The 21,544-nt window shown below is 70.1% G+C and carries 17 protein-coding genes; 9 read left to right on the top strand and 8 right to left on the bottom strand.

The annotated features are described in order from the left end of the window. Positions 1 to 41: 41 nt before the first annotated feature. A complete protein-coding gene (locus ACFYO0_RS28125) occupies positions 42 to 2,231 on the bottom strand; it encodes a DEAD/DEAH box helicase (protein WP_388681433.1) in 2,190 nt (729 codons plus the stop codon). A 469-nt stretch (positions 2,232 to 2,700) separates the two neighbouring features. On the opposite strand from ACFYO0_RS28125, the gene ACFYO0_RS28120 reads away from it, so the two are divergent. Beyond that, positions 2,701 to 3,459, top strand: coding sequence for a ferritin-like fold-containing protein (locus tag ACFYO0_RS28120; protein WP_386342199.1), 759 nt, complete (start codon positions 2,701 to 2,703; stop codon positions 3,457 to 3,459). A gap of 120 nt (positions 3,460 to 3,579) precedes the next feature. Here the strand turns inward: ACFYO0_RS28120 and ACFYO0_RS28115 are convergent, their stop codons facing one another. The 4 genes from ACFYO0_RS28115 to ACFYO0_RS28100 all read right to left on the bottom strand — a co-directional run bounded on the left by ACFYO0_RS28115 (position 3,580) and on the right by ACFYO0_RS28100 (position 5,470). Continuing rightward, positions 3,580 to 3,846: a hypothetical protein gene (locus tag ACFYO0_RS28115; protein ID WP_388681430.1), complete on the bottom strand. Its 267-nt coding sequence runs from the start codon at positions 3,844 to 3,846 to the stop codon at positions 3,580 to 3,582. 205 nt (positions 3,847 to 4,051) lie between these two features. Continuing rightward, positions 4,052 to 4,279, bottom strand: coding sequence for a DUF3107 domain-containing protein (locus tag ACFYO0_RS28110; RefSeq protein WP_033319983.1), 228 nt, complete (start codon positions 4,277 to 4,279; stop codon positions 4,052 to 4,054). 135 nt (positions 4,280 to 4,414) lie between these two features. Further along, a complete protein-coding gene (locus ACFYO0_RS28105) occupies positions 4,415 to 5,056 on the bottom strand; it encodes a TetR/AcrR family transcriptional regulator (RefSeq protein WP_344394096.1) in 642 nt (213 codons plus the stop codon). A 183-nt stretch (positions 5,057 to 5,239) separates the two neighbouring features. Then, positions 5,240 to 5,470: a hypothetical protein gene (locus ACFYO0_RS28100; protein WP_388681427.1), complete on the bottom strand. Its 231-nt coding sequence runs from the start codon at positions 5,468 to 5,470 to the stop codon at positions 5,240 to 5,242. A gap of 251 nt (positions 5,471 to 5,721) precedes the next feature. Between ACFYO0_RS28100 and ACFYO0_RS28095 the strand changes: the two genes are divergently transcribed. The 7 genes from ACFYO0_RS28095 to moeZ all read left to right on the top strand — a co-directional run bounded on the left by ACFYO0_RS28095 (position 5,722) and on the right by moeZ (position 14,669). Then, positions 5,722 to 6,714: an alpha/beta hydrolase gene (locus ACFYO0_RS28095; RefSeq protein WP_388681425.1), complete on the top strand. Its 993-nt coding sequence runs from the start codon at positions 5,722 to 5,724 to the stop codon at positions 6,712 to 6,714. 8 nt (positions 6,715 to 6,722) lie between these two features. Next, a complete protein-coding gene (locus ACFYO0_RS28090; RefSeq protein WP_388681423.1) occupies positions 6,723 to 8,375 on the top strand; it encodes a DUF3152 domain-containing protein in 1,653 nt (550 codons plus the stop codon). Between the two features lie 236 nt (positions 8,376 to 8,611). Then, positions 8,612 to 10,315, top strand: a complete 1,704-nt coding sequence (locus ACFYO0_RS28085; RefSeq protein WP_388681421.1) for a glycosyltransferase — start codon at positions 8,612 to 8,614, stop codon at positions 10,313 to 10,315. Further along, positions 10,312 to 11,574, top strand: a complete 1,263-nt coding sequence (locus ACFYO0_RS28080; RefSeq protein ID WP_388681418.1) for a hypothetical protein — start codon at positions 10,312 to 10,314, stop codon at positions 11,572 to 11,574. The genes ACFYO0_RS28085 and ACFYO0_RS28080 overlap by 4 nt, the downstream gene beginning before the upstream one ends. A gap of 156 nt (positions 11,575 to 11,730) precedes the next feature. After that, complete coding sequence (locus ACFYO0_RS28075) at positions 11,731 to 12,690, top strand: NAD-dependent epimerase/dehydratase family protein (protein WP_388681415.1); 960 nt, start codon at positions 11,731 to 11,733, stop codon at positions 12,688 to 12,690. Beyond that, entirely contained in the window at positions 12,678 to 13,427 is a 750-nt protein-coding gene (locus ACFYO0_RS28070) for a spherulation-specific family 4 protein (RefSeq protein ID WP_388681412.1), read from the top strand. The genes ACFYO0_RS28075 and ACFYO0_RS28070 overlap by 13 nt, the downstream gene beginning before the upstream one ends. 63 nt (positions 13,428 to 13,490) lie before the next feature. Continuing rightward, the gene (moeZ, locus tag ACFYO0_RS28065; RefSeq protein WP_388681410.1) at positions 13,491 to 14,669 is read left to right on the top strand and encodes an adenylyltransferase/sulfurtransferase MoeZ; all 1,179 of its coding nucleotides are present in this window, start codon (positions 13,491 to 13,493) and stop codon (positions 14,667 to 14,669) included. 86 nt (positions 14,670 to 14,755) lie between these two features. On the opposite strand, the gene ACFYO0_RS28060 is transcribed toward moeZ, so the two are convergent. From ACFYO0_RS28060 to ACFYO0_RS28050, 3 genes are all read right to left on the bottom strand, one after another. After that, on the bottom strand, positions 14,756 to 16,312 hold the full coding sequence (locus ACFYO0_RS28060) for an alpha/beta fold hydrolase (protein ID WP_388681407.1): 1,557 nt from the start codon (positions 16,310 to 16,312) through the stop codon (positions 14,756 to 14,758). Between the two features lie 116 nt (positions 16,313 to 16,428). Further along, the gene (locus tag ACFYO0_RS28055) at positions 16,429 to 17,979 is read right to left on the bottom strand and encodes an alpha/beta hydrolase (protein WP_388681405.1); all 1,551 of its coding nucleotides are present in this window, start codon (positions 17,977 to 17,979) and stop codon (positions 16,429 to 16,431) included. 99 nt (positions 17,980 to 18,078) lie between these two features. Then, the gene (locus tag ACFYO0_RS28050) at positions 18,079 to 20,880 is read right to left on the bottom strand and encodes a lysylphosphatidylglycerol synthase domain-containing protein (RefSeq protein ID WP_388681403.1); all 2,802 of its coding nucleotides are present in this window, start codon (positions 20,878 to 20,880) and stop codon (positions 18,079 to 18,081) included. A gap of 185 nt (positions 20,881 to 21,065) precedes the next feature. On the opposite strand from ACFYO0_RS28050, the gene ACFYO0_RS28045 reads away from it, so the two are divergent. Continuing rightward, the gene (locus ACFYO0_RS28045) at positions 21,066 to 21,431 is read left to right on the top strand and encodes an MGMT family protein (RefSeq protein ID WP_388681401.1); all 366 of its coding nucleotides are present in this window, start codon (positions 21,066 to 21,068) and stop codon (positions 21,429 to 21,431) included. Positions 21,432 to 21,544: the final 113 nt, after the last annotated feature.

Here is a 21,544-nt window from a genome sequence, read left to right as displayed (position 1 = left end):
GCCCGGCCCCAAGTGCCGGGGCCGGGCCGTCGGAGAGAGGCTCAGCTCTCGGTTGCCTCGGTGGCTGCCGCCTTCTTGCGCGTGCGACGGCGGGGCGTCGCCTCCGGCGCTTCCGCATCGGCGGGCGTGGCCGCCGCCTTGCGGGTGCGCCGGGGCTTGGCCGGGGCCTCGTCCGTGACAGGCTCGGCCGCCTGAGCCGGGATGTCGGCTTCCGCTGCCTTACGGGTGCGGCGGCGCGGCTTCGCCTCGGTGGCCTCGGCGGTGTCCACGGCGGCCTCAGTAGCGGCCGCGGTCTTGCGGGTCCGGCGCGGCTTGGTCTCCGCCGCCTCGACCGCTGTGCCTTCGGCCGTGTCGAGCGCGGCCTGTGCTGCCTTACGCGTACGGCGGCGCGGTGTGGTCGCGGGCTCCTCCGTCGCGGTCGCCTGGGCCGGGATGTCGGCCTCGGCGGCTTCGGCAACCTTGCGCGTACGGCGACGGGGCTTGGCCTCGGTCGCCTCGGCGGTGTCCACCACTGCCTCGGCCGTTGCCTTGCGGGTCCGGCGCGGCTTGGTCTCCACCGCCTCGCCCACGGTGCCGTCCGCCGTCTCCACAGCCGTTTCGGCGGCCTTGCGGGTACGGCGACGGGGCTTGGCCTCGGTCGCCTCGGCGGCTACCTCCGTGGCTTCCTCGACGACGGTGGCCGCTGACTCAGCGACCTCCGCGGTCTCCGCCGTCTTGCGCGTACGACGCCGACGCGGCTTCGGCTCGGCCGACTCCACGAGCTCAGCCGTCGGCTCGATGGTCTCCGACGTGGTGCCCTCGGCCGTGGCGACGGCCGTCTCGGCCGACTCCCCGGCACGCGTCCGGCGACGGCGACGTGGGGTGCGCGGCTCGGCTGCCGGGGTCTCAGCGGTGGCCACCGGGTCCGTGGCATCGACCGGCGCACCATTGCGCGTACGACGGCGTCGACGCGGCGTACGCGCCGGGCGCTCGCGTTCGCTCTCACGCTCCCGCTCCGGGGCCGAGGAACGGCCACTGCGACCGCGCGCACCACGCCCGCCGGTCTCACCGAGGTCCTCGACCTCCTCGGCCGCGAGCCCGGCGCGGGTGCGGTCGGCGCGGGGCAGGACGCCCTTCGTGCCCGCCGGAATGCTCAGCTCCTCGAAGAGGTGCGGGGACGTGGAGTACGTCTCCGGCGGATCGTTGAAGCCAAGCGCCAGCGCCTTGTTGATGAGCTGCCAGCGCGGGATGTCGTCCCAGTCGACGAGCGTGATCGCGATGCCCTTGGCGCCCGCGCGACCCGTACGGCCGATGCGGTGCAGGTACGTTTTCTCGTCCTCGGGCGACTGGTAGTTGATGACGTGCGTCACGCCTTCGACGTCGATGCCGCGCGCGGCCACGTCGGTGCAGACGAGCACATCCACCTTGCCGTTGCGGAAAGCCCGCAGCGCCTGCTCACGCGCGCCCTGACCGAGGTCGCCGTGGACCGCGCCGGAGGCGAAGCCGCGCTGCTGCAGCTGGTCGGCGAGGTCCGCCGCCGTCCGCTTCGTACGGCAGAAGACCATCGCGAGCCCGCGGCCGTCGGCCTGCAGTATGCGCGAGACCAGCTCGGGCTTGTCCATGTTGTGCGCGCGGTAGACGAACTGCGCGGTGTTGCGGACCGTCTGGCCCTCGTCGTCCGGCGCCGTGGCGCGGATGTGCGTGGGCTGCGACATGTAGCGGCGCGCGAGACCGATGACGGCGCCCGGCATGGTCGCCGAGAACAGCATCGTCTGGCGGCGGGCCGGCAACATGTTGATGATCTTCTCGACGTCGGGCAGGAAGCCCAGGTCGAGCATCTCGTCGGCCTCGTCGAGGACGAGCGCGCGCACGTGCTTGAGGTTGAGCTTCTTCTGTCCCGCGAGGTCAAGGAGCCGGCCCGGGGTGCCGACGACCACGTCGATACCCTTCTTCAGGGCCTCGACCTGCGGCTCGTACGCCCGGCCGCCGTAGATGGCGAGAACGCGTACGTTACGGACCTTGCCCGCGGTGAGCAGGTCATTCGTGACCTGCGTGCACAGCTCGCGGGTGGGGACCACGACGAGTGCCTGCGGGGCGTCGGTGAGCTGCTCGGGCTGGGCCCGACCGGCCTCGACGTCCGCGGGGACGGTGACGCGCTCGAGGAGCGGGAGGCCGAAGCCCAGCGTCTTGCCGGTGCCGGTCTTGGCCTGGCCGATGACGTCGGTGCCCGAAAGGGCGACGGGGAGCGTCATCTCCTGGATGGGAAAGGGGTTGATGATGCCGACGGCTTCGAGCGCCTCGGCTGTCTCGGTGAGGATCCCGAGATCTCGGAAGGTTGTAGTCAGGGTGCTGCCTCTTCTGTGTGTGCGACACGAGGCGAGCGCGGGGGTCGTTGAACCGTGCCGGGGGACGTCGGCCGCTTGAAAGGCGGGCCTTGGTGGCACGGGACCACTGCCGACGCTCGAGCGCTCTTGCCGCTGAGGGTCTCTCCGGACTCCGTACGCACTGTGCCTTACGGACGAGGAGAGCTGTCGGGTCGGAGCCGATCGGGCCACCGACCGGGCATCCTCATTCATATGGCCCGTTGAGATACGTAGATCAGCTCAGCGGGCTCATTACCACCATACCCCGGAATCGCGCATATGCGTTGGTCGATTTGGTCACGTAGTGGTCGTCACACTGGCTGACCAGGGGCTTACGCCTTGCTGTGAGCGGGCTATTGTGCGCTTCATGACGACGCCCGACAACACCGCCGACACTGCCGCCGACACCTCCGCCGAAAACACCGGAGTCGCCGCCCAGGACTGGACGAAGGCCTCCGTCGATCCCCAGTACCGCGCCGCGGTCGTCGACCTGCTCGGAGCGCTCGCGTACGGGGAGTTGGCGGCGTTCGAGCGGCTCGCGGAGGACGCCAAGCTGGCACCGACGCTCGCCGACAAGGCGGAACTCGCGAAGATGGCCTCGGCGGAGTTCCACCACTTCGAGCAGTTGCGTGATCGGCTCGCGGCGATCGGGGCGGAGCCGACGGAGGCGATGGAGCCGTTCGTCGCGGCGCTCGACGGCTTCCACCGGCAGACGGCGCCGTCGGACTGGCTGGAGGGTCTCGTCAAGGCGTACGTCGGCGACTCGATCGCCAGCGACTTCTACCGCGAGGTCGCGGCGCGGCTCGACTCCGATACGCGTGCCCTGGTCCTCTCCGTACTCGACGACACGGGGCACGCGAGCTTCGCCGTCGAGAAGGTGCGCGCCGCGATCGACGCGGACCCGCGCGTGGGCGGACGGCTCGCGCTGTGGGCGCGACGGCTGATGGGCGAGGCGCTGTCCCAGTCCCAGCGCGTGGTCGCCGACCGGGACGCTCTGTCGACGATGCTCGTCGGCGGGGTCGCGGACGGCTTCGACCTTGCGGAGGTCGGCCGGATGTTCTCCCGTATCACGGAGGCGCACACGAAGCGGATGGCTGCGTTGGGCCTCGCGGCCTGAGCGCATTTGACGGCCGGTTCGTCGCCCGCGGGTCCGTTGCGGCCTGGCGCGCAGTTCCCCGCGCCCCTCAAGGCACGCTTCACTGGGCGTCGGTTGGACCGGAGCCGTCAGGGTCCCTGTTCAAACCGTCGCCGAGTGGCGGCGCAGTCTTCCCGCCGGGCGGAGGAGCAGGGACACGGACGCCGTGGCAACGGCCACCGCGCCGGTGAGGACCAGCAGTAGGTTTCCGCCCAGCGCGCTGTGCGTGAGGAACGCGCCGAACAGGCCTCCGGCTGCGCCCGTCGACAGGACCAGTCGGCGGGCGGGGAGGCGGTGCGGCAGGCGGTACATCGCCAGCCAGGCCACTGCCAGACCGAGGATCGCGGAGCCGAGCGCTTCCAAGAACATTGGGTGGGGTCCCTCCCGCACGGCCGTGTGCACTTCGGTCGTAGCCCGTCTTACCCGTGGCCCGCGGAACGCAATCATCCCCTGTGGGTGGTCTGTGCTCCGTCTGTGGAGGTCGCGCGGGCAAGAAAATGAGGGGGCATCCGCAGTGGTCGGCATGACAAGGGCCCCGAGGCTTCAAGCCACGGGGCCCTTTGTCGCGATGTGACTACAGCGCGCCGAAGCCCACCTTGCGCGGGGCCGGCTCGCCGATCTCCACGTACGCCAGACGGTCGGCCGGGACCAGGACCTTGCGGCCGTGGTCGTCCACGAGGCTCAGCAGCTGCGACTTGCCGGCCAGCGCTTCGGACACCGCCCGCTCGACCTCCTCGGCGGTCTGACCGCTCTCCAGAACGATCTCGCGAGGCGCGTGCTGCACGCCGATCTTGACCTCCACGGCTATGTCCCTCCGACGGTCACTGATGTGCGCGTTCGTCCGCGCCGTACGCAGCACACATTAGCCCGGTGAGGGGACGTACACGCTGCGTCCAAGAACGCCAGGAGCGAACAGCGGACGGGAACAAGGACGCGCTCAGTGGTGCTCACTGCCGTGCAGTGGGAAGCCGGCGATGCCGCGCCAGGCCAGCGAGGCCAGCAACTGCACCGCCTGGTCACGCGGCACACTGCGGTCGCTGTGCAGCCAGGAACGCGCCACCACTTGCGCGAGCCCGCCCAGACCCGAGGCGAGCAGCATCGACTCGGCCTTGGACAGGCCGGTGTCCTCCGCGATGACCTCGCTGATCGCCTCCGCGCACTCGAATGTGACCTTGTCCACGCGCTCCCGCACCGCGGGCTCGTTCGTCAGATCGGACTCGAAGACGAGCCGGAATGCGCCGCCGTCGTCCTCGACGTACACGAAGTACGCGTCCATCGTGGCCCGTACGCGCTGCTTGTTGTCGGTCGTCGAGGCCAGCGCGCCCCGGACCGCCTGGAGCAGTGACTCGCAGTGCTGGTCCAGCAGGGCCAGGTAGAGATCGAGCTTGCCCGGGAAGTGCTGGTAGAGCACCGGCTTGCTGACTCCCGCGCGCTCGGCGATGTCGTCCATCGCGGCCGCGTGATATCCCTGCGCGACGAACACTTCCTGGGCTGCGCCGAGGAGCTGGTTGCGTCGGGCACGGCGCGGCAGGCGTGTGCCCCGCGGGCGTGCCGCCTCTGTCTGCTCGATGGCTGTCACGCCGCCTCCCAAAATCGTCCACGTGCGGTGTGCGCCGCGCCGCCATCGTACTTTTCGGTAACCGTGCTGTGCGCGGTGCGAGCGCAGAATTTCATGGACCGGACGCCGGTGAAAACCGCACAGAGCGCATCAAATAGCAACGTGCCGGGCAGGCCGGCATCCCGGATGCGCGCCTCGGAGCGGTTACCGGTAGTCGTCTTCGTCGAGTTCGATGATCCTTGCCTGCTCCGCGCGGTCCGCCTCGTTCGCGTTGTCCAGGTTGGCGCGGTCTGAGCCGCTCACTGGCTCGTCCCGGTGGGGTGCGAGCTCCGCGTGCTGTTCGGCGGCGTCGGCCTCGGGAGCCTCCACGTCGAATTCGGTGGAAGTTGAATCAGCTTCGACGAGAGTCTCGGGGTCGGTGGGGTCGACGGTCATGGAGTCCTCTTCCCGAGTGGTGCGAGTACCTGCTTGCACAAGTACGAGTGCCCTCGTTCACGAAGCGTATGAGAGTGCAGATCGAGTCGCTACGCGATCCCTGGTGACCGACGCCGATTTGGCGGGGCTGCGGCGGGGGCCTGTGATGGTGGTCCGGACGGGCTTGTCGCCGTCACTTGTCACGGAATTCGATGGGGACTTGTGATGGCGAACACACGATCCACCACGTGATCGTCTCGTAACATTGCTGCATGTCTTCGACCGATCTGCCGTCCGTCCTGGCCACCTCTGTCGCGCCGAAAGTCGGTGCCGTCAGGGTGGCGGCGGGGGAGCGGCTGCGCAAGGTCGGGCTGCCCGGGATCACGCTGACGATCCGGTCGAGACCGCCGGCCCGCGAGGGGCTGCCGCCCGCGTTGTATGTGCATGGGCTGGGCGGTTCCTCGCAGAACTGGTCGGCGCTCATGCCGATCCTGGACGGCCTCGTGGACAGCGAGGCCGTTGATCTGCCGGGCTTCGGCGACTCACCGCCGCCGGACGACGGCGACTATTCGGTGACCGGGCACGCGCGCGCGGTCATCCGCTATCTCGACTCGGCCGACCGCGGTCCGGTGCACCTCATCGGGAACTCGATGGGCGGCGCGGTCACGACGCGCGTCGCGGCCGTACGTCCCGATCTCGTGCGAACGCTCACGCTGGTGTCGCCCGCGCTGCCGGAGGTCCTGGTGCAGCGCTCGGCGGTGCCGACGGCGCTGCTGGCGCTGCCCGGGGTCGCGAGCGCATTCACCCGCTTCACCAAGGACTGGTCCGCCGAGCAGCGCGTACGAGGCGTCATGGCGCTCTGTTACGGGGATCCGACCATCGTGACCCCCGAAGCGTTCCGCAACGCGGTCGAGGAGATGGAGCGGCGGCTCTCCCTCCCGTACTTCTGGGACGCCATGGCGCGCTCGGCCCGCGGCATCGTGAACGCGTACACGCTGGGCGGCCAGCACCGGCTGTGGCGTCAGGCCGAGCGGGTGCTCGCCCCGACGCTGCTCATCTACGGTGGCCGGGACCAGCTAGTCTCGTACCGCATGGCCCAGCGAGCGGCGCGAGCCTTCCGCGATTCCCGGCTGCTCACGCTCCCGGACGCGGGGCATGTGGCGATGATGGAGTACCCCGAGACCGTGGCCACCTCGATCCGTGAACTTCTCACGGACTCCGGCGAGTTGGCCGACGCCGGCACAACGAACAGTGCAGGGAGCTGAGGCGGCGCGTGGGACGTCACAGCCGACGTGGGTCGGCCCGCAAGGGCGACACCGCCGACATCCCCGTGGTTCCGGGAGGCCGTCCGGAGCCGGACACCGGACGACGCCGGAATCCCTCCGGACCGCAACCCCGGCCGCAGCCGACACCGATGGGCGGCGGCCCCGGCACACCGGCGGGCGGGGTTCCGCGGCTGCCCGAGGGGTGGGTACCGCGTCCGGATGCGCAGGGGGTTCCGAGGTTCCCCGACGGGACGCCCGCGGGCGGGGTTCCGCGGTACGCCGACGGCACTCCGGCTCATGGGGTTCCGCGACTGCCGGACGGTACGCCCGCGCGTGGGGTTCCGCGGTACGCCGACGGCACTCCGGCTCAGGGAGTGCCTCGGCTTCCTGACGGTACGCCGGCTCATGGCGTTCCGAGGCTTCCTGACGGTACGCCCGCTCATGGCGTCCCGCGTTTCCCCGACGGCACGCCTGCCCACGGTGTCCCCCAGGTCCGTGGTGCGCATCCCGAGCAGCGGGAACCCGGCGGCGGCTGGGGGGTGTTCAGCGGGGCGCCCGGGTATGGCGCGCCCCAGGGGCCGTACGCGGGGAGTCCCGGCGCATCGCAGGCTGCTGGTCCTGGGCCCGCCATACCGCAGCAGCGGCAGGTTCCGCCGCGTCCGACGGGTCCCCGCCAGGCCTACGTCGACGCCTTCGACGAGGGCGACGACGTCTTCGCGCGGCGCTCCGCGAACCAGGCACTCCACTCGGACCCGTACGGCTCCGCCACCGAAGCCAACGACCGGTACCTCGACCCCGGGGAAACCGAGCACAAAGCGCCCCCAGGGCCCGACCGGACGGAGAAGGCCAAGGGTGGCAAGGGCTGGACCTTCACCGGGATCGCGGCCGCCGCCGTCACCACCGTGCTCGCCGTCGTCGTGGCCGGGCAGGTGACCGACGGGCGCGAGGACACCTCCGCGCGCCCGCCGGCCTCGGGTGGCGTGGACCGGGAAGTCAAGGACTCCGCGGCGCGCGGCAACACCAGGCCGACGCCCCCGCCCGAAGTCGAGGGCGCGACTCCGCCGACGTACGGGCAGTTGATGGCGAAGAAGTATCCGCTGGACGCGAACCTCAAGGGCGGCGGGGAATTCGAGGCGGTCCGCGGATTCGACCAGGCGCCCGGCACGGGACAGAAGTTCACCTATCGCGTGGACGTCGAGAAGGACCTCGGCCTCGACGGCGGACTCTTCGCGCAGGCCGTTCACAAGACCCTGAACGACGAACGGAGTTGGGCCCACGACGGTGCCCGTACCTTCGAGCGGATCTCCACCGGGCAGCCCGACTTCGTCATCACGCTGGCCAGCCCCGGCACCACCGCGTTCTGGTGCGCCAAGTCGGGCCTGGACACCACTGTGGACAACGTCTCCTGCGACTCCGCGGCCACCGACCGCGTGATGATCAACGCGTATCGCTGGGCCCGGGGCGCCCAGACGTACGGCGACAAGATGTACGCGTACCGGCAGATGCTGATCAACCACGAGATCGGCCACCGGCTCGGCTATGGTCATGTGACCTGTGACAAGGACGGCGAACTCGCGCCCGTCATGCAACAGCAGAGCAAGTTCCTCGAGCGCAACGGAATCCGGTGCCGGGCCAACCCCTGGCCGTTTCCCGGAGCTTGAGACGCTTGCGGTACGTACTCGATTGATCTCTTAGCGCGACGAAACGCGGTCCGCGCGGGAAAGTTACGACCGTTCACCCCTTTTGGTGGCGCGATGGACAACCGTCCATCGCGCCACCGTCATGTCCGCGTACGTTCGTCCCGCTGTGAGTCGCCGGGCAACGGCGGCTCCCCATACGGAAGATCAGGGGTGCACTCGTGCGCATCGGACTGCTTACGGAGGGTGGCCATCCATATGTGAGCGGTGACGCCAGGCTCTGGTGCGACCGGCTCGTACGCGGGCTCGGGCAGCACGACTTCGACGTCTACGCGCTCAGTAGGAGCGAACGACAGCAGGGCGAGGGCTTCATCGAGCTGCCGCCCCAGGTCGGCCGCGTACGCACGGCGCCGTTATGGACCGTGGGCGAGGACGGCGTCACGTTTGGGCGCAGGGCGCGGCGGCGGTTCGCCGAGTGCTACGGGGAGTTGGCGGCGGTTGTCTGTGCGGGGGCTGCCGTGGCGGGGGACGCAGCCGGGGCGACCTCCGGGGATGGCGCATCGGGTGTGGCGGACCGTTTCGGCAATGCGTTGTACGGGCTTGCTGAACTCGTCCGGGAGGAGGGCGGCGGCCTGATCGGAGCCCTGCGTTCCGAAAGCGCCGTGCGCGCTCTGGAGAGCGCCTGCCGCGCGCCCGGCGCACTGCCCGCCGCGCGCGGTGCGCGTGTCCCGGATGTGCTCACCGTCGCCGACCGGATCGAGCGCACCCTGCGGCCGCTGTCGCTCGACTGGTACGGCGAGCAGGAGGGACTCGGCTCCGTCGACCTGTGCCACGCCACCTCCGGGGGCGCCGCGGCCCTGCCCGGGCTGCTCGCACGGCACTTCTGGGGCGTGCCGCTGCTGGTCACGGAGTACGGCGTGCAGCTGCGGGCGCACTACTTGGGCTCGCGTGAGGAGTCCGGCCCGGCGCGGGCGCTGCTCGCGGCGTTCCAGGGGCGGCTCGCGGCCGAGATGTACCGGCAGGCCGCGCTCATCACGCCCGGTAATACGCACGCCCGCCGCTGGCAGGAGCGCTGCGGCGCCGACCGCGCCAAGCTCCGTACGGTCTATCCGGGCATGGAGGCGTCCCCCTTCTGGGAGGTGGGCGAGCGAGCGGAGTGCGCCGATCCGGACACGCTGGTCTGGGTCGGGCGGATCGAGCCCGGCAAGGATCTCGTCTCGCTGCTGCACGCCTTCGCCCAGGTCCGCAAGGGGCGGCCGAAGACCCGGTTGCGGATCGTGGGCGCGCCTGCCGAGGGACCGGGTGCGGCTGCGTATCTGTCCGACTGCAAGGCGCTGGCCGCGCGGCTCTTCCCCGATGGGGCGGAAGGCGTACGCAGGACCGGTGGCGGCCCGGTGTCGTTCGAGAAGATCGGCGGGCCGGACCTGCCGAGCCTCGCGAAGGCGTACGCGGCCGGGGCCGTGGTCGTTCTGTCGAGCGTCGTCGAGGGCTTCCCAATGAGCCTTGTCGAAGCGATGTTCTGCGGGCGCGCCACGGTGTCCACGGACGTCGGCGCGGTCGTGGAGGTCATCGGAGGTACGGGTCTGGTGGTGCCGCCGCGCAATCCGCGGGCGCTTGCCGAGGCGTGCGTCGCTCTGCTGCGCGACCCCGAGCGCCGTGCACTCCTCGGTGCGGCGGCACGCGCGCGTGCCCTCGAACTGTTCACCGTCGAGCAGAACATCGCGGCGTTTCACGGCATTTACCTGGAGATCGTCTCGCACTGCCCGGTCCGCCGAGCCGATGCCACCGGCGAACCGCTGCCCTTCGCCGTACCGGCCGAGGCTCATGTGCGGGGTACCTGGGCCGAGTCCGGAACCCGACCGGCATCGGCGAGCGGTCCGCGGTGGGCTGCGGGATCCGGGGCGGCGGGCGCTGTTTCCGGCCCGGCGCAGGAGCCGGTGCCCGCCGGGAAGGGGGCGCCATGAGCGGGTGGCAGCGCGACGTGGACCTGCCGGAGGCGCCGGGCGGTGTCACGGCGTGGGATGCGGCCGCCTCCGACGAGGAGTGGCTGGTGACTGCTGGAGCGCCGGGTGCCATGGACGCTCCAGGGGTGCGGGGTTCGTCGGACGAGTCCGACAGCCCGGTCGCCGTGGACCCCGTAAAAGCCCTGATGCACCGTCACCGTGAGCTGTGTGAGCGGGCCGTGGATCCGTTGGAGATCGCGGCGGGGCTGGAGGCGCACGGGGTGACCGACCGGACCGTGGCCCGCTTCCGGCACCGCGACGTGTTCTCGCTGGCTGAGGAGATCTACGCGCGCGTGCCCCGCGACGACGAGACGGGCCCAGGGACAGCTGCGGTCAACTTTCCAAAGGTGCGCACCGATTGGGCCCTGCTCGCCCTGCTGCCGGGCGCCGTGTGTGCGGCGGCGGTGACCGGGCTGCGCCTCACCGAGACCAGGCCGCGCCTCGCCGTCGTGGTCGCCGTCCTGGGCGTACTTGCCCTCGCCCTGAGCCTGCGCCTGGCTCTTGGTCGCGGCCCCCTGCACACCCCGCGCGCGTGGCGCACGACGAAGGGCACGCGCGCGTGGACCTGCTGGCTCCTCGCATACGCCCTCCTCGGCAACGGCGTGCTCGGCGCCGCCCTCGCGAGTGGCCCGGACAGGTGGCCGAACGGTGACCTCCACAGCCCTTGGCCACTGCCTCTCTCGTCGGTGACGGCCCTGGCCCTGGCCTGTGTCCCGGCGGCCGGGTGCGCCCACCTCTTCGCCGCGCGCGCCCGGCGCAGGCTGGCCGCCAGCCGAGCCCTTGAGGAATTCGCCACCTCCCTACGGCCCCTGCTCCTGGGCGTGTTCGGGTTGTTCCTCTGCGTCCTGGGCGGACTGATCGCGCTGTGCGGGACGCTGCTGGACGAGCCCGCCGCTCCCGCCGCGTACGCCGGGACCGGCGCCCTCGGCGCGCTCCTCCTGCTCGCCCGGCTGCTCACCGTGCACGGCTTCACGCATGCCCCGGCCGTCGTACTGGCTGCCGCGGGCGCGACCGAGGCGACGGCTGTGGCGAGCGTCTTCGCGGGCCGCCTGCCCGGCTGCTCGTTCCTCGCCGTTCCCGTCGAGACCGTGGTCGACGCATGGGGCCCCGGTGCCGTGCCGACCCTTGTGTGCGGGGCCGCGGCGCTCGTACTCCTCGTCCACGCGACCAGGACCCTCACCCGGGCCTCGGCCCACGCGGACCACGGCGGGACGCCGTGAATCGCATCCCCAGCCCGGCACTCGCCCCCCGTGCCGAGCGCCCCCCTCCCGCGGGGCGGACACCGCGGGCCTCCCTGACGAACCAGGGAAACATCCTCGAAGGAGACAAGAAATGATCACCGTCCGTATCGGAGAATCCACCCCAGGAGCCGCCCGATGAGGGTGCTGCTGATCGGAGCCAACGGATTTCTGGGCCGGTACGTCGCCGACCGACTCCTCGCCGACCCGGCCGTGCAGCTCACCGCGCTCGGCCGGGGGGACGACGCGGATGTACGGTTCGACCTCTCCAGCGGCAGTCCGGGCGCACTGACCCGCTTCCTGGACGCGGTGCACCCCGGCGTCGTCATCAACTGCGCGGGCGCCACCCGCGGTGGCGCCCGCGAACTGACCCGGCACAACACCGTCGCCGTCGCGACCGTCTGCGAGGCCCTGCGCCGCAGCAGCTGCGGGGCACGCCTCGTGCAGATCGGCTGCGGTGCGGAGTACGGTCCCAGCCAGCCCGGTTCCTGCACGGCCGAGGACGCCACGCCGCGTCCCGGCGGCCCGTACGGCGTCAGCAAGCTTGCCGGCACAGAACTCGTCCTGGGCTCCGGCCTGGACGCCGTCGTCCTGCGGGTCTTCTCGCCCGCCGGACCCGGCACCCCCGCCGGCTCGCCCCTCGGCCGCCTCGCCGAAGCCATGCGCCGGGCCATGCAGTCCGGCGACGGCGAACTGAAGGTGGGTGGACTCGGCATCCAGCGCGACTTCATCGACGTACGCGATGTCGCGCGCGCCGTCCACGCCGCCTCCCTCTCCGCCGCACAGGGCGTCATCAACATCGGCTCCGGACGTGCCGTACGCCTCAGGGACGCCGCAGCGGTCCTCGCGCGCGTGGCCGGCTACGGCGGAGCACTGCACGAACTCGACGTCCCGCCGGGAATCGTCAGGCCATCCATCGGTCACCCCCGCTCCGAACCCGAGCACACGGCTCCGGCCGCGCACCCCTATCCCGACGGCTGCGGCAGCTGGCAGCAGGCCGATGTGCGCACCGCACGCGACCGGCTCGGCTGGCGGCCCCGCATCCACCTCGAAGAGTCCCTCGCCGATATCTGGATGGAGGCGGCATGCCGCATCTGACCAGCACCGCGGTGGGCACCGCGAGCACCGACATACGTTTCGGCTTCGGCGTCCGCGGCTATGCACACCCCCTCGTCGCCCCTCTCGAATGGGGCGAACTCACCCGCCCCGGCACCCCCTTGCACTGGGTCGTCCTCAACGTCGCCGACGGTCCGGGCATCCGGCCCGACCCGCACTGCCTCGCCGCAGCGGGGCGTCTACGCAACGCGGGCGTCCGGGTCCTGGGGCACCTGGATGTGAGATACGGCGCACGCACCTTCGCTGAGCTGATCTCGGATGCGCACCGGTATCTCGACTGGTACCGGGTCGACGGCTTCTATCTGGACCGCTGTCCCACGAATCGGACAACGCTCCCCGAGGTGATCCGTACGGCCACGACCCTGCGCGCGTTCCTCGGCGAGGGCCATATCGTCCTGGGGCACGGCTCCCACCCGCACCCCGGATATGCCGAATTCGCCGACCAGTTGGTGACTTTCTGCGGCCCTTGGAGCGAATACCGCTGGTCGCAGGTGGCGGAGTGGACCGCCGACCACCCGCCCGAACGCTTCTGCCACTTCGTGCACAGCGTGCCCCGCGGTCATCTCGAGGAGGCGCTGCGCATAGCCCGCTGGCAGGGTGCCTCGACGATCTACTTCACCGACCGCACGGACCGCGGCGGTTGCGTCGTCCCCTGGGAGACCATGCCCGGCTACTGGGACGAAATCGTCTCGCGGGTCGGAACGGGTGTCTCGGAATGAAGAGGGGCGTGGCAGTGTTACGGCAAGAACAACTGTAGTGATTGACCGACCAACGGAGTCCCCGTGTCGCTGCCACCCCTGGTCGAGCCAGCTTCTGAGCTCACCGTAGACGAGGTCCGCAGGTACTCCCGCCACCTGATCATCCCCGACGTAGGGATGGACGGGCAGAAGCGGCTGAAGAACGCCAAGGTGCTCTGTGTGGGCGCCGGCGGCCTGGGCTCGCCCGCCCTCATGTACCTGGCCGCGGCGGGCGTCGGCACGCTCGGCATCGTGGAGTTCGACGAGGTCGACGAGTCGAACCTGCAGCGCCAGATCATCCACAGCCAGGCGGACATCGGCCGCTCCAAGGCCGAGTCGGCCCGCGACAGCGTGCTCGGCATCAACCCGTACGTGAACGTGGTCCTTCACGAAGAGCGGCTCGAAGCCGAAAACGTGATGGACATCTTCAGCCAGTACGACCTCATCGTCGACGGCACCGACAACTTCGCGACCCGCTACCTGGTCAACGACGCGTGCGTGCTCCTCAACAAGCCGTACGTCTGGGGCTCGATCTACCGCTTCGACGGCCAGGCCTCCGTGTTCTGGTCCGAGCACGGCCCCTGCTACCGCTGCCTCTACCCGGAGCCCCCGCCGCCGGGCATGGTCCCCTCCTGCGCCGAGGGCGGCGTCCTGGGCGTGCTGTGCGCGTCCATCGGCTCGATCCAGGTCAACGAGGCGATCAAGCTCCTCGCGGGCATCGGCGAGCCGCTCGTCGGCCGACTGATGATCTACGACGCCCTGGAGATGCAGTACCGCCAGGTCAAGGTCCGCAAGGACCCGAACTGCGCCGTCTGCGGCGAGAACCCCACCGTCACCGAGCTCATCGACTACGAGGCCTTCTGCGGCGTCGTCTCCGAGGAGGCCCAGGAGGCGGCCGCCGGCTCGACGATCACTCCCAAGCAGCTCAAGGAGTGGATCGACAATGACGAGAAGATCGAGATCATCGACGTCCGGGAGCAGAACGAGTACGAGATCGTCTCGATCCCGGGTGCCAAGCTGATCCCGAAGAACGAGTTCCTCATGGGCACCGCCCTGGAGAGCCTCCCGCAGGACAAGAAGATCGTCCTGCATTGCAAGACAGGTGTCCGCAGTGCGGAAGTCCTCGCCGTGCTCAAGTCTGCTGGTTTCGCGGACGCGGTGCACGTCGGTGGCGGCGTGATCGGCTGGGTCAACCAGATCGAGCCCGAGAAGCCGGTGTACTAGACGCAGGCTCAGGCTGTGCGGAGTGGGGCCCGGCACCGGGTGTGCCGGGCCCCTTCCTGTTGTGCGAGCTCCTGTTGCCCAGTGGGCTACGACTCGCAGACCTTCCCGTCCTCCGGCACCTTCCCGTCCAGCAGATACGCGTTCACCGTGTCGTCCACGCAGGAACTGCTCCCGTACGCCCCATGCCCCTCGCCCTTCCAGGTGAGCTCGACACCGACGTCCTCGCCCAGCTCGTCCGCCATCTTGCGGGCACCCTCGTACGGTGTCGCCGGGTCGCCGGTGTTGCCCACGACCAGGACGGGATCCGCTCCTGGCGCGCTGACCTCCGGGGTCTCGTGCTGACCAGCCACCGGCCAGTTGTGGCACCAGCCCGCCGTGTCCCAGCCCATGAACTCGCCGAAGACGGGCGAGATCTTCCGGAACTGGGGGAGCAGCTTCTTCGTCTCCTCGATCGTCGGCCGCTCCTTGTCGTCCAAGCACGATATGACCCGTTGTGAATGCGTCGTCGTGCCGTAACGACCCGTTGCGTCACGCTCGTTGTAATTGTCGGCGAGGGCCAGCAGTTCCGAACCGTCGCCCTGCTCGGCCGCATCCAGCGCGCTGGTCAGGCCGGCCCAGGTCTGCTCGCTGTAGAGCGGCAGGACAATGCCGGTGAGCGCCAGCGTCTGGGTGAGCTTGCGGCCGCTCGATGTCGGCAGCGGCTCGGCGTCGATCTTCTTCAGCAGGTCCGCGATCTTCTGAGAGCCCTCTTTCGGGTTCTCCCCGGTGGACTTGAGGTAGTTGTCCAGGGCGCGCTGGAAGCCGCGCGTCTGGTTCTTCGCGTGGCCGACCGTTCCCGCACTCGGGTCGACGACCGCGTCCAGTACGAGTCGGCCCACGTTCTGGGGGAACAAGTGGGCGTAGACACCGCCCAGTTCGGTGCCGTACGAGATGCCGAAGTAGTGCAGCTTCTGGTCGCCGAGTACATGGCGCATCAGGTCCATGTCGCGGGCTGTGTCGGTCGTCGAGACGTGTGCCATGAGCGGGCCCGCCGACTCCTGGCAGCCCTTGCCGAAGTCGGCGGAGTCCTTGAGGTAGGAGGTCTCCTCGGCAGCTGTGTCCGGCGTGGAGTCGACCGACTCGGCGGCCTGGATCTCCTTGTCGCTGCGACAGCGCACGCCCCCGCTGGCCGCGACGCCGCGCGGGTCGAAGCTCACCAGGTCGTATCGCTCCTGCAGTTGGGACGTCAGTGCCGCGTAGGACGGCATCATGGAGATGCCCGAGCCGCCCGGGCCGCCGAAGTTGAACAGCAGCGAGCCGATGCGGGAGTCCTCGTCGGTGGCCTTGCCGCGGATCAGAGCTATGCCGATCGTCTCGCCCGTCGGCTTCTCCCAGTCCAGCGGGACCTTGAGCGTCGCGCACTGCCAGTCGTCGCCCGGCGCGGGGCCGTCCGAGGTGGCCCCGCAGCGGCCCCAGTCGAGCTTCTGTGAGGTGAGCGAGGCCGGAAGCTTCGCCGTCGGACCGGACGGCGCCGCGGTTGGCGTGGCGCTGGCCTTTCCGTCGTCGTTGCCCTCGTCGGACGAGCCGCCACCGCAAGCCGCCGCAAGCCCGGTGACCAGCACCGCGGCCGCGGCCAGCGCCGTGGATCGTACGAAACGCGCCATGTGCCCCTTACCCCCTCGCAAGTCATCCGCACGAGCCGCGAATGACGGTCAGGCCATAGTAAGCAGACCACGAGTGAAGCCGTGTAAGCCTGTGGATAACCCTGTGACCTGCACTTTTATGGGCAAACCTGGCCCGTCGGCGGGACCCTGCCGTCCAGCAGATAGCCGTCCACCGCGTCACGCACGCACTTGTTCCCGCTGCCGTACGCGCCATGCCCCTGGCCCCGGTACGTCAATTCGACGCCCACACCCTTGCCCAGCTCGTCCGCCATCTTGCGGGCGCCCTCGTACGGCGTGGCCGGGTCGCCGGTGTTGCCGATCACCAGGATCGGTGCCGCCCCGGGGGCGCTCACGTCTGGGGTGTCGGCGGCTCCCGGCACGGGCCAGTCCGTGCAGCCGAGCAGACTCCACGCCACATAGTCGCCGAACAGGGGAGAGGCCGTGCGGAACCGCGGAAGCTTCGCCTCCACATCGGCGGTGGTGTAACGCGCCTTGTTGTCCGCGCAGTTGATGGAGACGTTGGCGGCGACGCTGTTGCTGTACTCGCCGTTCACGTTCCGTCCGTTCATCGCGTCGGACAGCAACATCAGAACCGTGCCGTCGCCGGCGTACGCCCGCTGGAGCCCTTCGGTGAGGTACTCCCAGTAATCCTGTGAGTAGAGCGCCTGCAGGATGCCACTGGCGGCGACAGTCTGGGTCAGCTCGCGCGGGAAGACGCCCGGGACCGGCCGGCTGTCGAGGTCCTTGAGCAGTCGGGCGATCCGGTCCTTGACGTTCTGCACGGTGTCCCCGAGCGGGCATGCGTCCTGCTTGGAGGTGCAGTCCTCGGCGAAGTTGTCCAGCGCGAGCTGGAAGCCCTTGGCCTGCCCGAGCGAACCCTGCTCCGGACTCCGCGTCGGGTCCACAACAGCGTCGAAGACGGCCCGCCCCACCTTCTTGGGGAACAAATGGGCGTACACCCCGCCTAGTTCGGTGCCGTACGAGATGCCGAAGTAATGCAGCCTGTCGTCGTCGAGGACCTGCCGCATCAGGTCCAGATCGCGGGCCGCGTCGGTGGTGCGCACGTGCGGGAGGAACTTTCCGGAGTTCTTCTCGCAGGCCGAGTTAAACGCTTTCGTGTCCTCCAGGAGCGTTCTCTGCTCTGCGGCGTTGTCGGGGGTGGCGTCCTGCTGGAAGTACTCGTCGAGCTGTTCATCACTCTGGCACTCCACGCCCGCGCTGCGGCCGACCCCGCGCGGGTCGAAGCTGACCAGGTCGTAACGGGTACGCAGGTGCGCGAACTCCTTGGCGAACGCGGGCAGTGTGGCCACTCCCGAGGACCCGGGGCCGCCGAAGTTGAAGATCAGTGAGCCGATCCGCCTCTCCTCGGCGCCGCTCGCCTCCGCCCGGATCAGCGCGAGCCCGATCGTGTCTCCCTCGGGTTCGTCCCAGTCGAGGGGCACCTTCAGCGTCGCGCACTGCCACTTGTCGCCGTTCGGCAGGGCCGACGGGGCCTCTCCGCCTCCCTGGGCCTCGGACGGTGGCGGGCAGTCCTCCCAGCTCAGCTCCTGCGCCGCCTGGTCCTCGTGGTCCTTGTCGGCGGCGTCACTGCCGCACCCGGCGACGGTCACGGACAGCACAAGGACGGCGGCCAGGGCAGCGGCTCGCAGCCGGGAAGGATTCGGCATGGTCCCATCCTGAGGTGGCGGGGGACGGGACGCTCGGGGCGCGGGCTGTGCGGGTGAGGGTCAGATGTGTTGCCGGGACGTCGGGGACGGGCGATACGCCTAAAGCGCTCCCTTGCGTGTCAGATGGTTGAAGAACAGCCAGCCGGGCAGCACCGGCAGCCACAGCGTGAGCAGCCGGTAGAGCAGCACCGCGGGAGCCGCGACCTCCTTGGGCAGACCCACGGCGATCAGACCGACCGTGAGGGTCGCCTCGACCGCGCCCACGCCCCCTGGGGTCGGAGCAGCCGAGCCCAGCGCGTTGCCGGCGAGGAAGACGACGGCGACGCTGGCGAGGCTGAGCGCGGGCGTGTCGTCGCTGCCGAATGCCCTGATCGACGCGTCCAGGCACATCACGAAGCAGGCCGTCAGCAGCACCATGCCGCCGATACCGGTGATGAGCTTCTGCGGTCGCTGGAGCACGTCGAGCATGCGGGGCACCACACCCGCGAAAAGCGACCGCACACGCGTGACGACGAATTTCCGCAGGAACGGGATCGAGGTCATCACCAGCACCAGCACCGCGACCGTCAGCAGACCCGCGATCACCGTGCGGGACGGCGACAGCGACGGCGTCTTCTCCGTTCCGGTCAGATAGCCGAAGGCGAGCAGCAGCAGGATGTGGCTGCCCAGACCGAACAACTGTGAGGCACCGACGCTCGCCACCGCCAGGCCCGGCCGCACTCCGGCGCGCTGCAGGAAGCGCGTGTTCAGGGCGACGCCGCCCACCGCCGCGGGTGCCACGATCTTCACGAAGGACCCGGCGACCTGCGCCGCCACGGCCCGCAGGAAGGGCACTCGCTCGGGCACGAAGCCCAGCAGGCTCATGGCCGCCGCGAAGTAGCTCAGCGCCGAGAAGAGCACGGCCGCTGCGACCCAGCCCCACTCGGCGTTGCCGAAGAGTGTGCCGAACTCGATGTGCGTGAGCTGCGACAGCAGGAAGTACGCGCCGATGGCACCGGCGATGAAGCTGATCAGCGTGCGCGGCCGGATGCGCTCCAGGCGGGCCGGTTCGACCGGCGCCTGCGGCCTGATCAGCAGTACCTGGTGACGGATCTGGGTGAGCAGATCCTCCTCGCGTGCTTCCTCCAGGGCCTCGTCGATCGCCCGCTTCTCGGAGCGCTTCTCGGCCCGTACGGCCTTCTTGTCGGGCTTTTCGAGTACGACTGGCCCGGTGGTTTCCTCGGCCTCCTCTTGGGCGCGCCCCGGCCTGGCATGCCGAGAGGCCTCCAGCACGGCCTCCCGCTCCCGCTGCGCCCGCTCCCGGGCCAGTTTTCGCAGCGTCGCGCGCGTGGCGCGCGTCAACGCGATGGGCTGCAGCATCGGCAGGCAGTCGGCGACCGTGTCGGGGCCGAGCACCTCGACCGCCGAGGCCACCGCACGCTCCGCGCCGACCCGCAGGGCCAGCGCGGTCACCAACTGGGCGATGTCCATACGCAGCAGCAGCTCACCGGCCGCGATCTCACCGCCGCGCAGATCGGTGAGGATCACCGTGCCGGAACGATCCACCAGAATCGCGTCGCCGGCCAGCCTGCGGTGCGCGATGCGCCGCGACTGCAACGCCTGCACCTGATGCCAGGTGTCGCGCAGCAGCTCGTCGGTGATCTCCTCGTCCGGCAGGGAGTCCAGGGTGTGCCCGCCGGTGTGCTCGTAGACGAGCATCACTGCGTCCGGGCCCAGTTCGGAGGTGGCGATCAGCTTGGGCGCGTTGGCTCCGGCCGCGATGGCCGCGTACGCGAGAAGCGCCTCCTGCTCCAGCGCCTGGCGCAGCGACTGGAGGCTGCGGCGCGTGGTGATGCCCCGCAGCGTCAGACGCCGCCAGACGCGGTAGAAGAAGCCCTGCGCCTGCTGCTCACGGTCGACCACCGTGACGTCCAGCGGCCGGCCGTCCTCCAGCGTCACGAAATACCGGCGCCCGCGGTCGCCGCTCTCGGTGGACTCCGGTGTCTCCTCACGGGAGGCACTCACGGGATGGAAGCCGACATGCCGCAGGCCCGCCATCAGCGTCCGGCCCGTGGGCCGCACGTTCGGTGAGCCGACCGCGTACAGCGTCCCGTACGCCACGCTCCAGCCGATCAGCACGGTCAGGATGATCGAGAAGGGTGTCGTGTAGCCGGTGACCAGCATGGAGAAGGCGTCGAGCAGCAGCACCACCCACAGCACCGCACGCCATCGTGGCCGCCGTGCCATGCCGACGGCCGTCATGTACGCGATGACGGGCGCGAGATAGCCGTGCACCGGGTCGGTGAGGGCGTGGATGTCTTGCGGCAAGGGCTGCGTGAGCGCCTTCTGGATCGAGTCCGGAGCGGCCTTGGCGACCCACAGATCGGTGGCGAGCGTCACTCCGTGCGCCAGGACGGCGGCCAGGACGCCGTCGGCGATACGCAGTCCGTCCCGCTTGATCAGCCGCTCGATGGCGAAGGCGACCGGCACCAGCAGGATCGCGATGCTCGACGCGAGCCCCGCGATCTCGCTCAGCAGGTCGGGCGCCTCGTCGGTGCCCTTGTTGATGTCCTGGGCGAGTCCCGACGTCGTGCCGTGCGCGAACGCGGCGATCCCCAGCAGTACCGCGACCGCGAGGATGCCCACCAGGAGGCGCATCAGATCGGAGGGACGGTGCACGCGCGCGGGGAGCAGCGGTTCGTCGCCCTCGACCGCTTCGGAGTGGACGTCGTCGGCTTCGGAGTCCGGGGCGTCGGCGGCCGGGACGTCCTTCTTCATGTTCGCGTTGTTCGCGTCCGCGGTGCGTTCGCCCTTCTTGTGCGCGTCCGAGGTGCGCTCGTCCGAGTCGTGGCCGGTGTCCGGGCGCGACGAAACCTCAGAGGTGCTCTCCGCCTCTTCGGAGCGCACACCCTGCTGCTTCATCGTCTCTTCTTGATCTCGTATCACCAGTCACCGCCCGCATGATGGTGGCATGCCCCGCCGACACGGAGGGGCATCAGGGGGCAATGCGGGGGCGCACAGTCTGCCCGAAGTGCCGCTCCCGAGCGAGGTATACGCCTGGTCACCGCCCCGTCACGTTGTCGGTGGGGTGGGGCAGGATGGGGCGGATGAGCGAGGAGAGCCTTCCGGCGGACGCCCTGCCGGAGTATGCGGAGCGAGTCCTTGACGTCGCCGAGCTGATCCCGCCCGGCCGCGTCATGACGTACGGGGACGTCGCCGAGTGGCTCGGGGAAGGAGGGCCGCGTCAGGTCGGCCGTGTGATGGCTCTTTACGGCGGAGCCGTCCCGTGGTGGCGCGTCATACGCGCGGACGGCGTACTGCTCCCGGGTCACGAACTGGAAGCCCTCAGCCACTATCAGGCGGAGGGCACGCCCCTGAAGGAGGCGAGCAGGGCCTCCGAGGGCCACCTGCCGCGCGTCGACATGAAGCGAGCGCGGTGGGACGGCGAGCAGCGCGCGGAACGTCACACTTGACAGCTTCCGCCATCGGAGACCCGAAAGGGGGATCAAGGGCCCGTACGGGGGAAGCTGGGCGCGTCCGTGGCATGGCGTACGTTCGTGATGCGGGGGACGCAAGCGTCGTGGGG

The sequence above is a fragment of the Streptomyces sp. NPDC006365 genome (genome assembly GCF_042870755.1).
Classification (GTDB): domain Bacteria; phylum Actinomycetota; class Actinomycetes; order Streptomycetales; family Streptomycetaceae; genus Streptomyces; species Streptomyces xiangluensis.
Note: the sequence above shows the minus strand (reverse complement) of the source record. Positions and strands in the feature narration are given on the sequence as shown.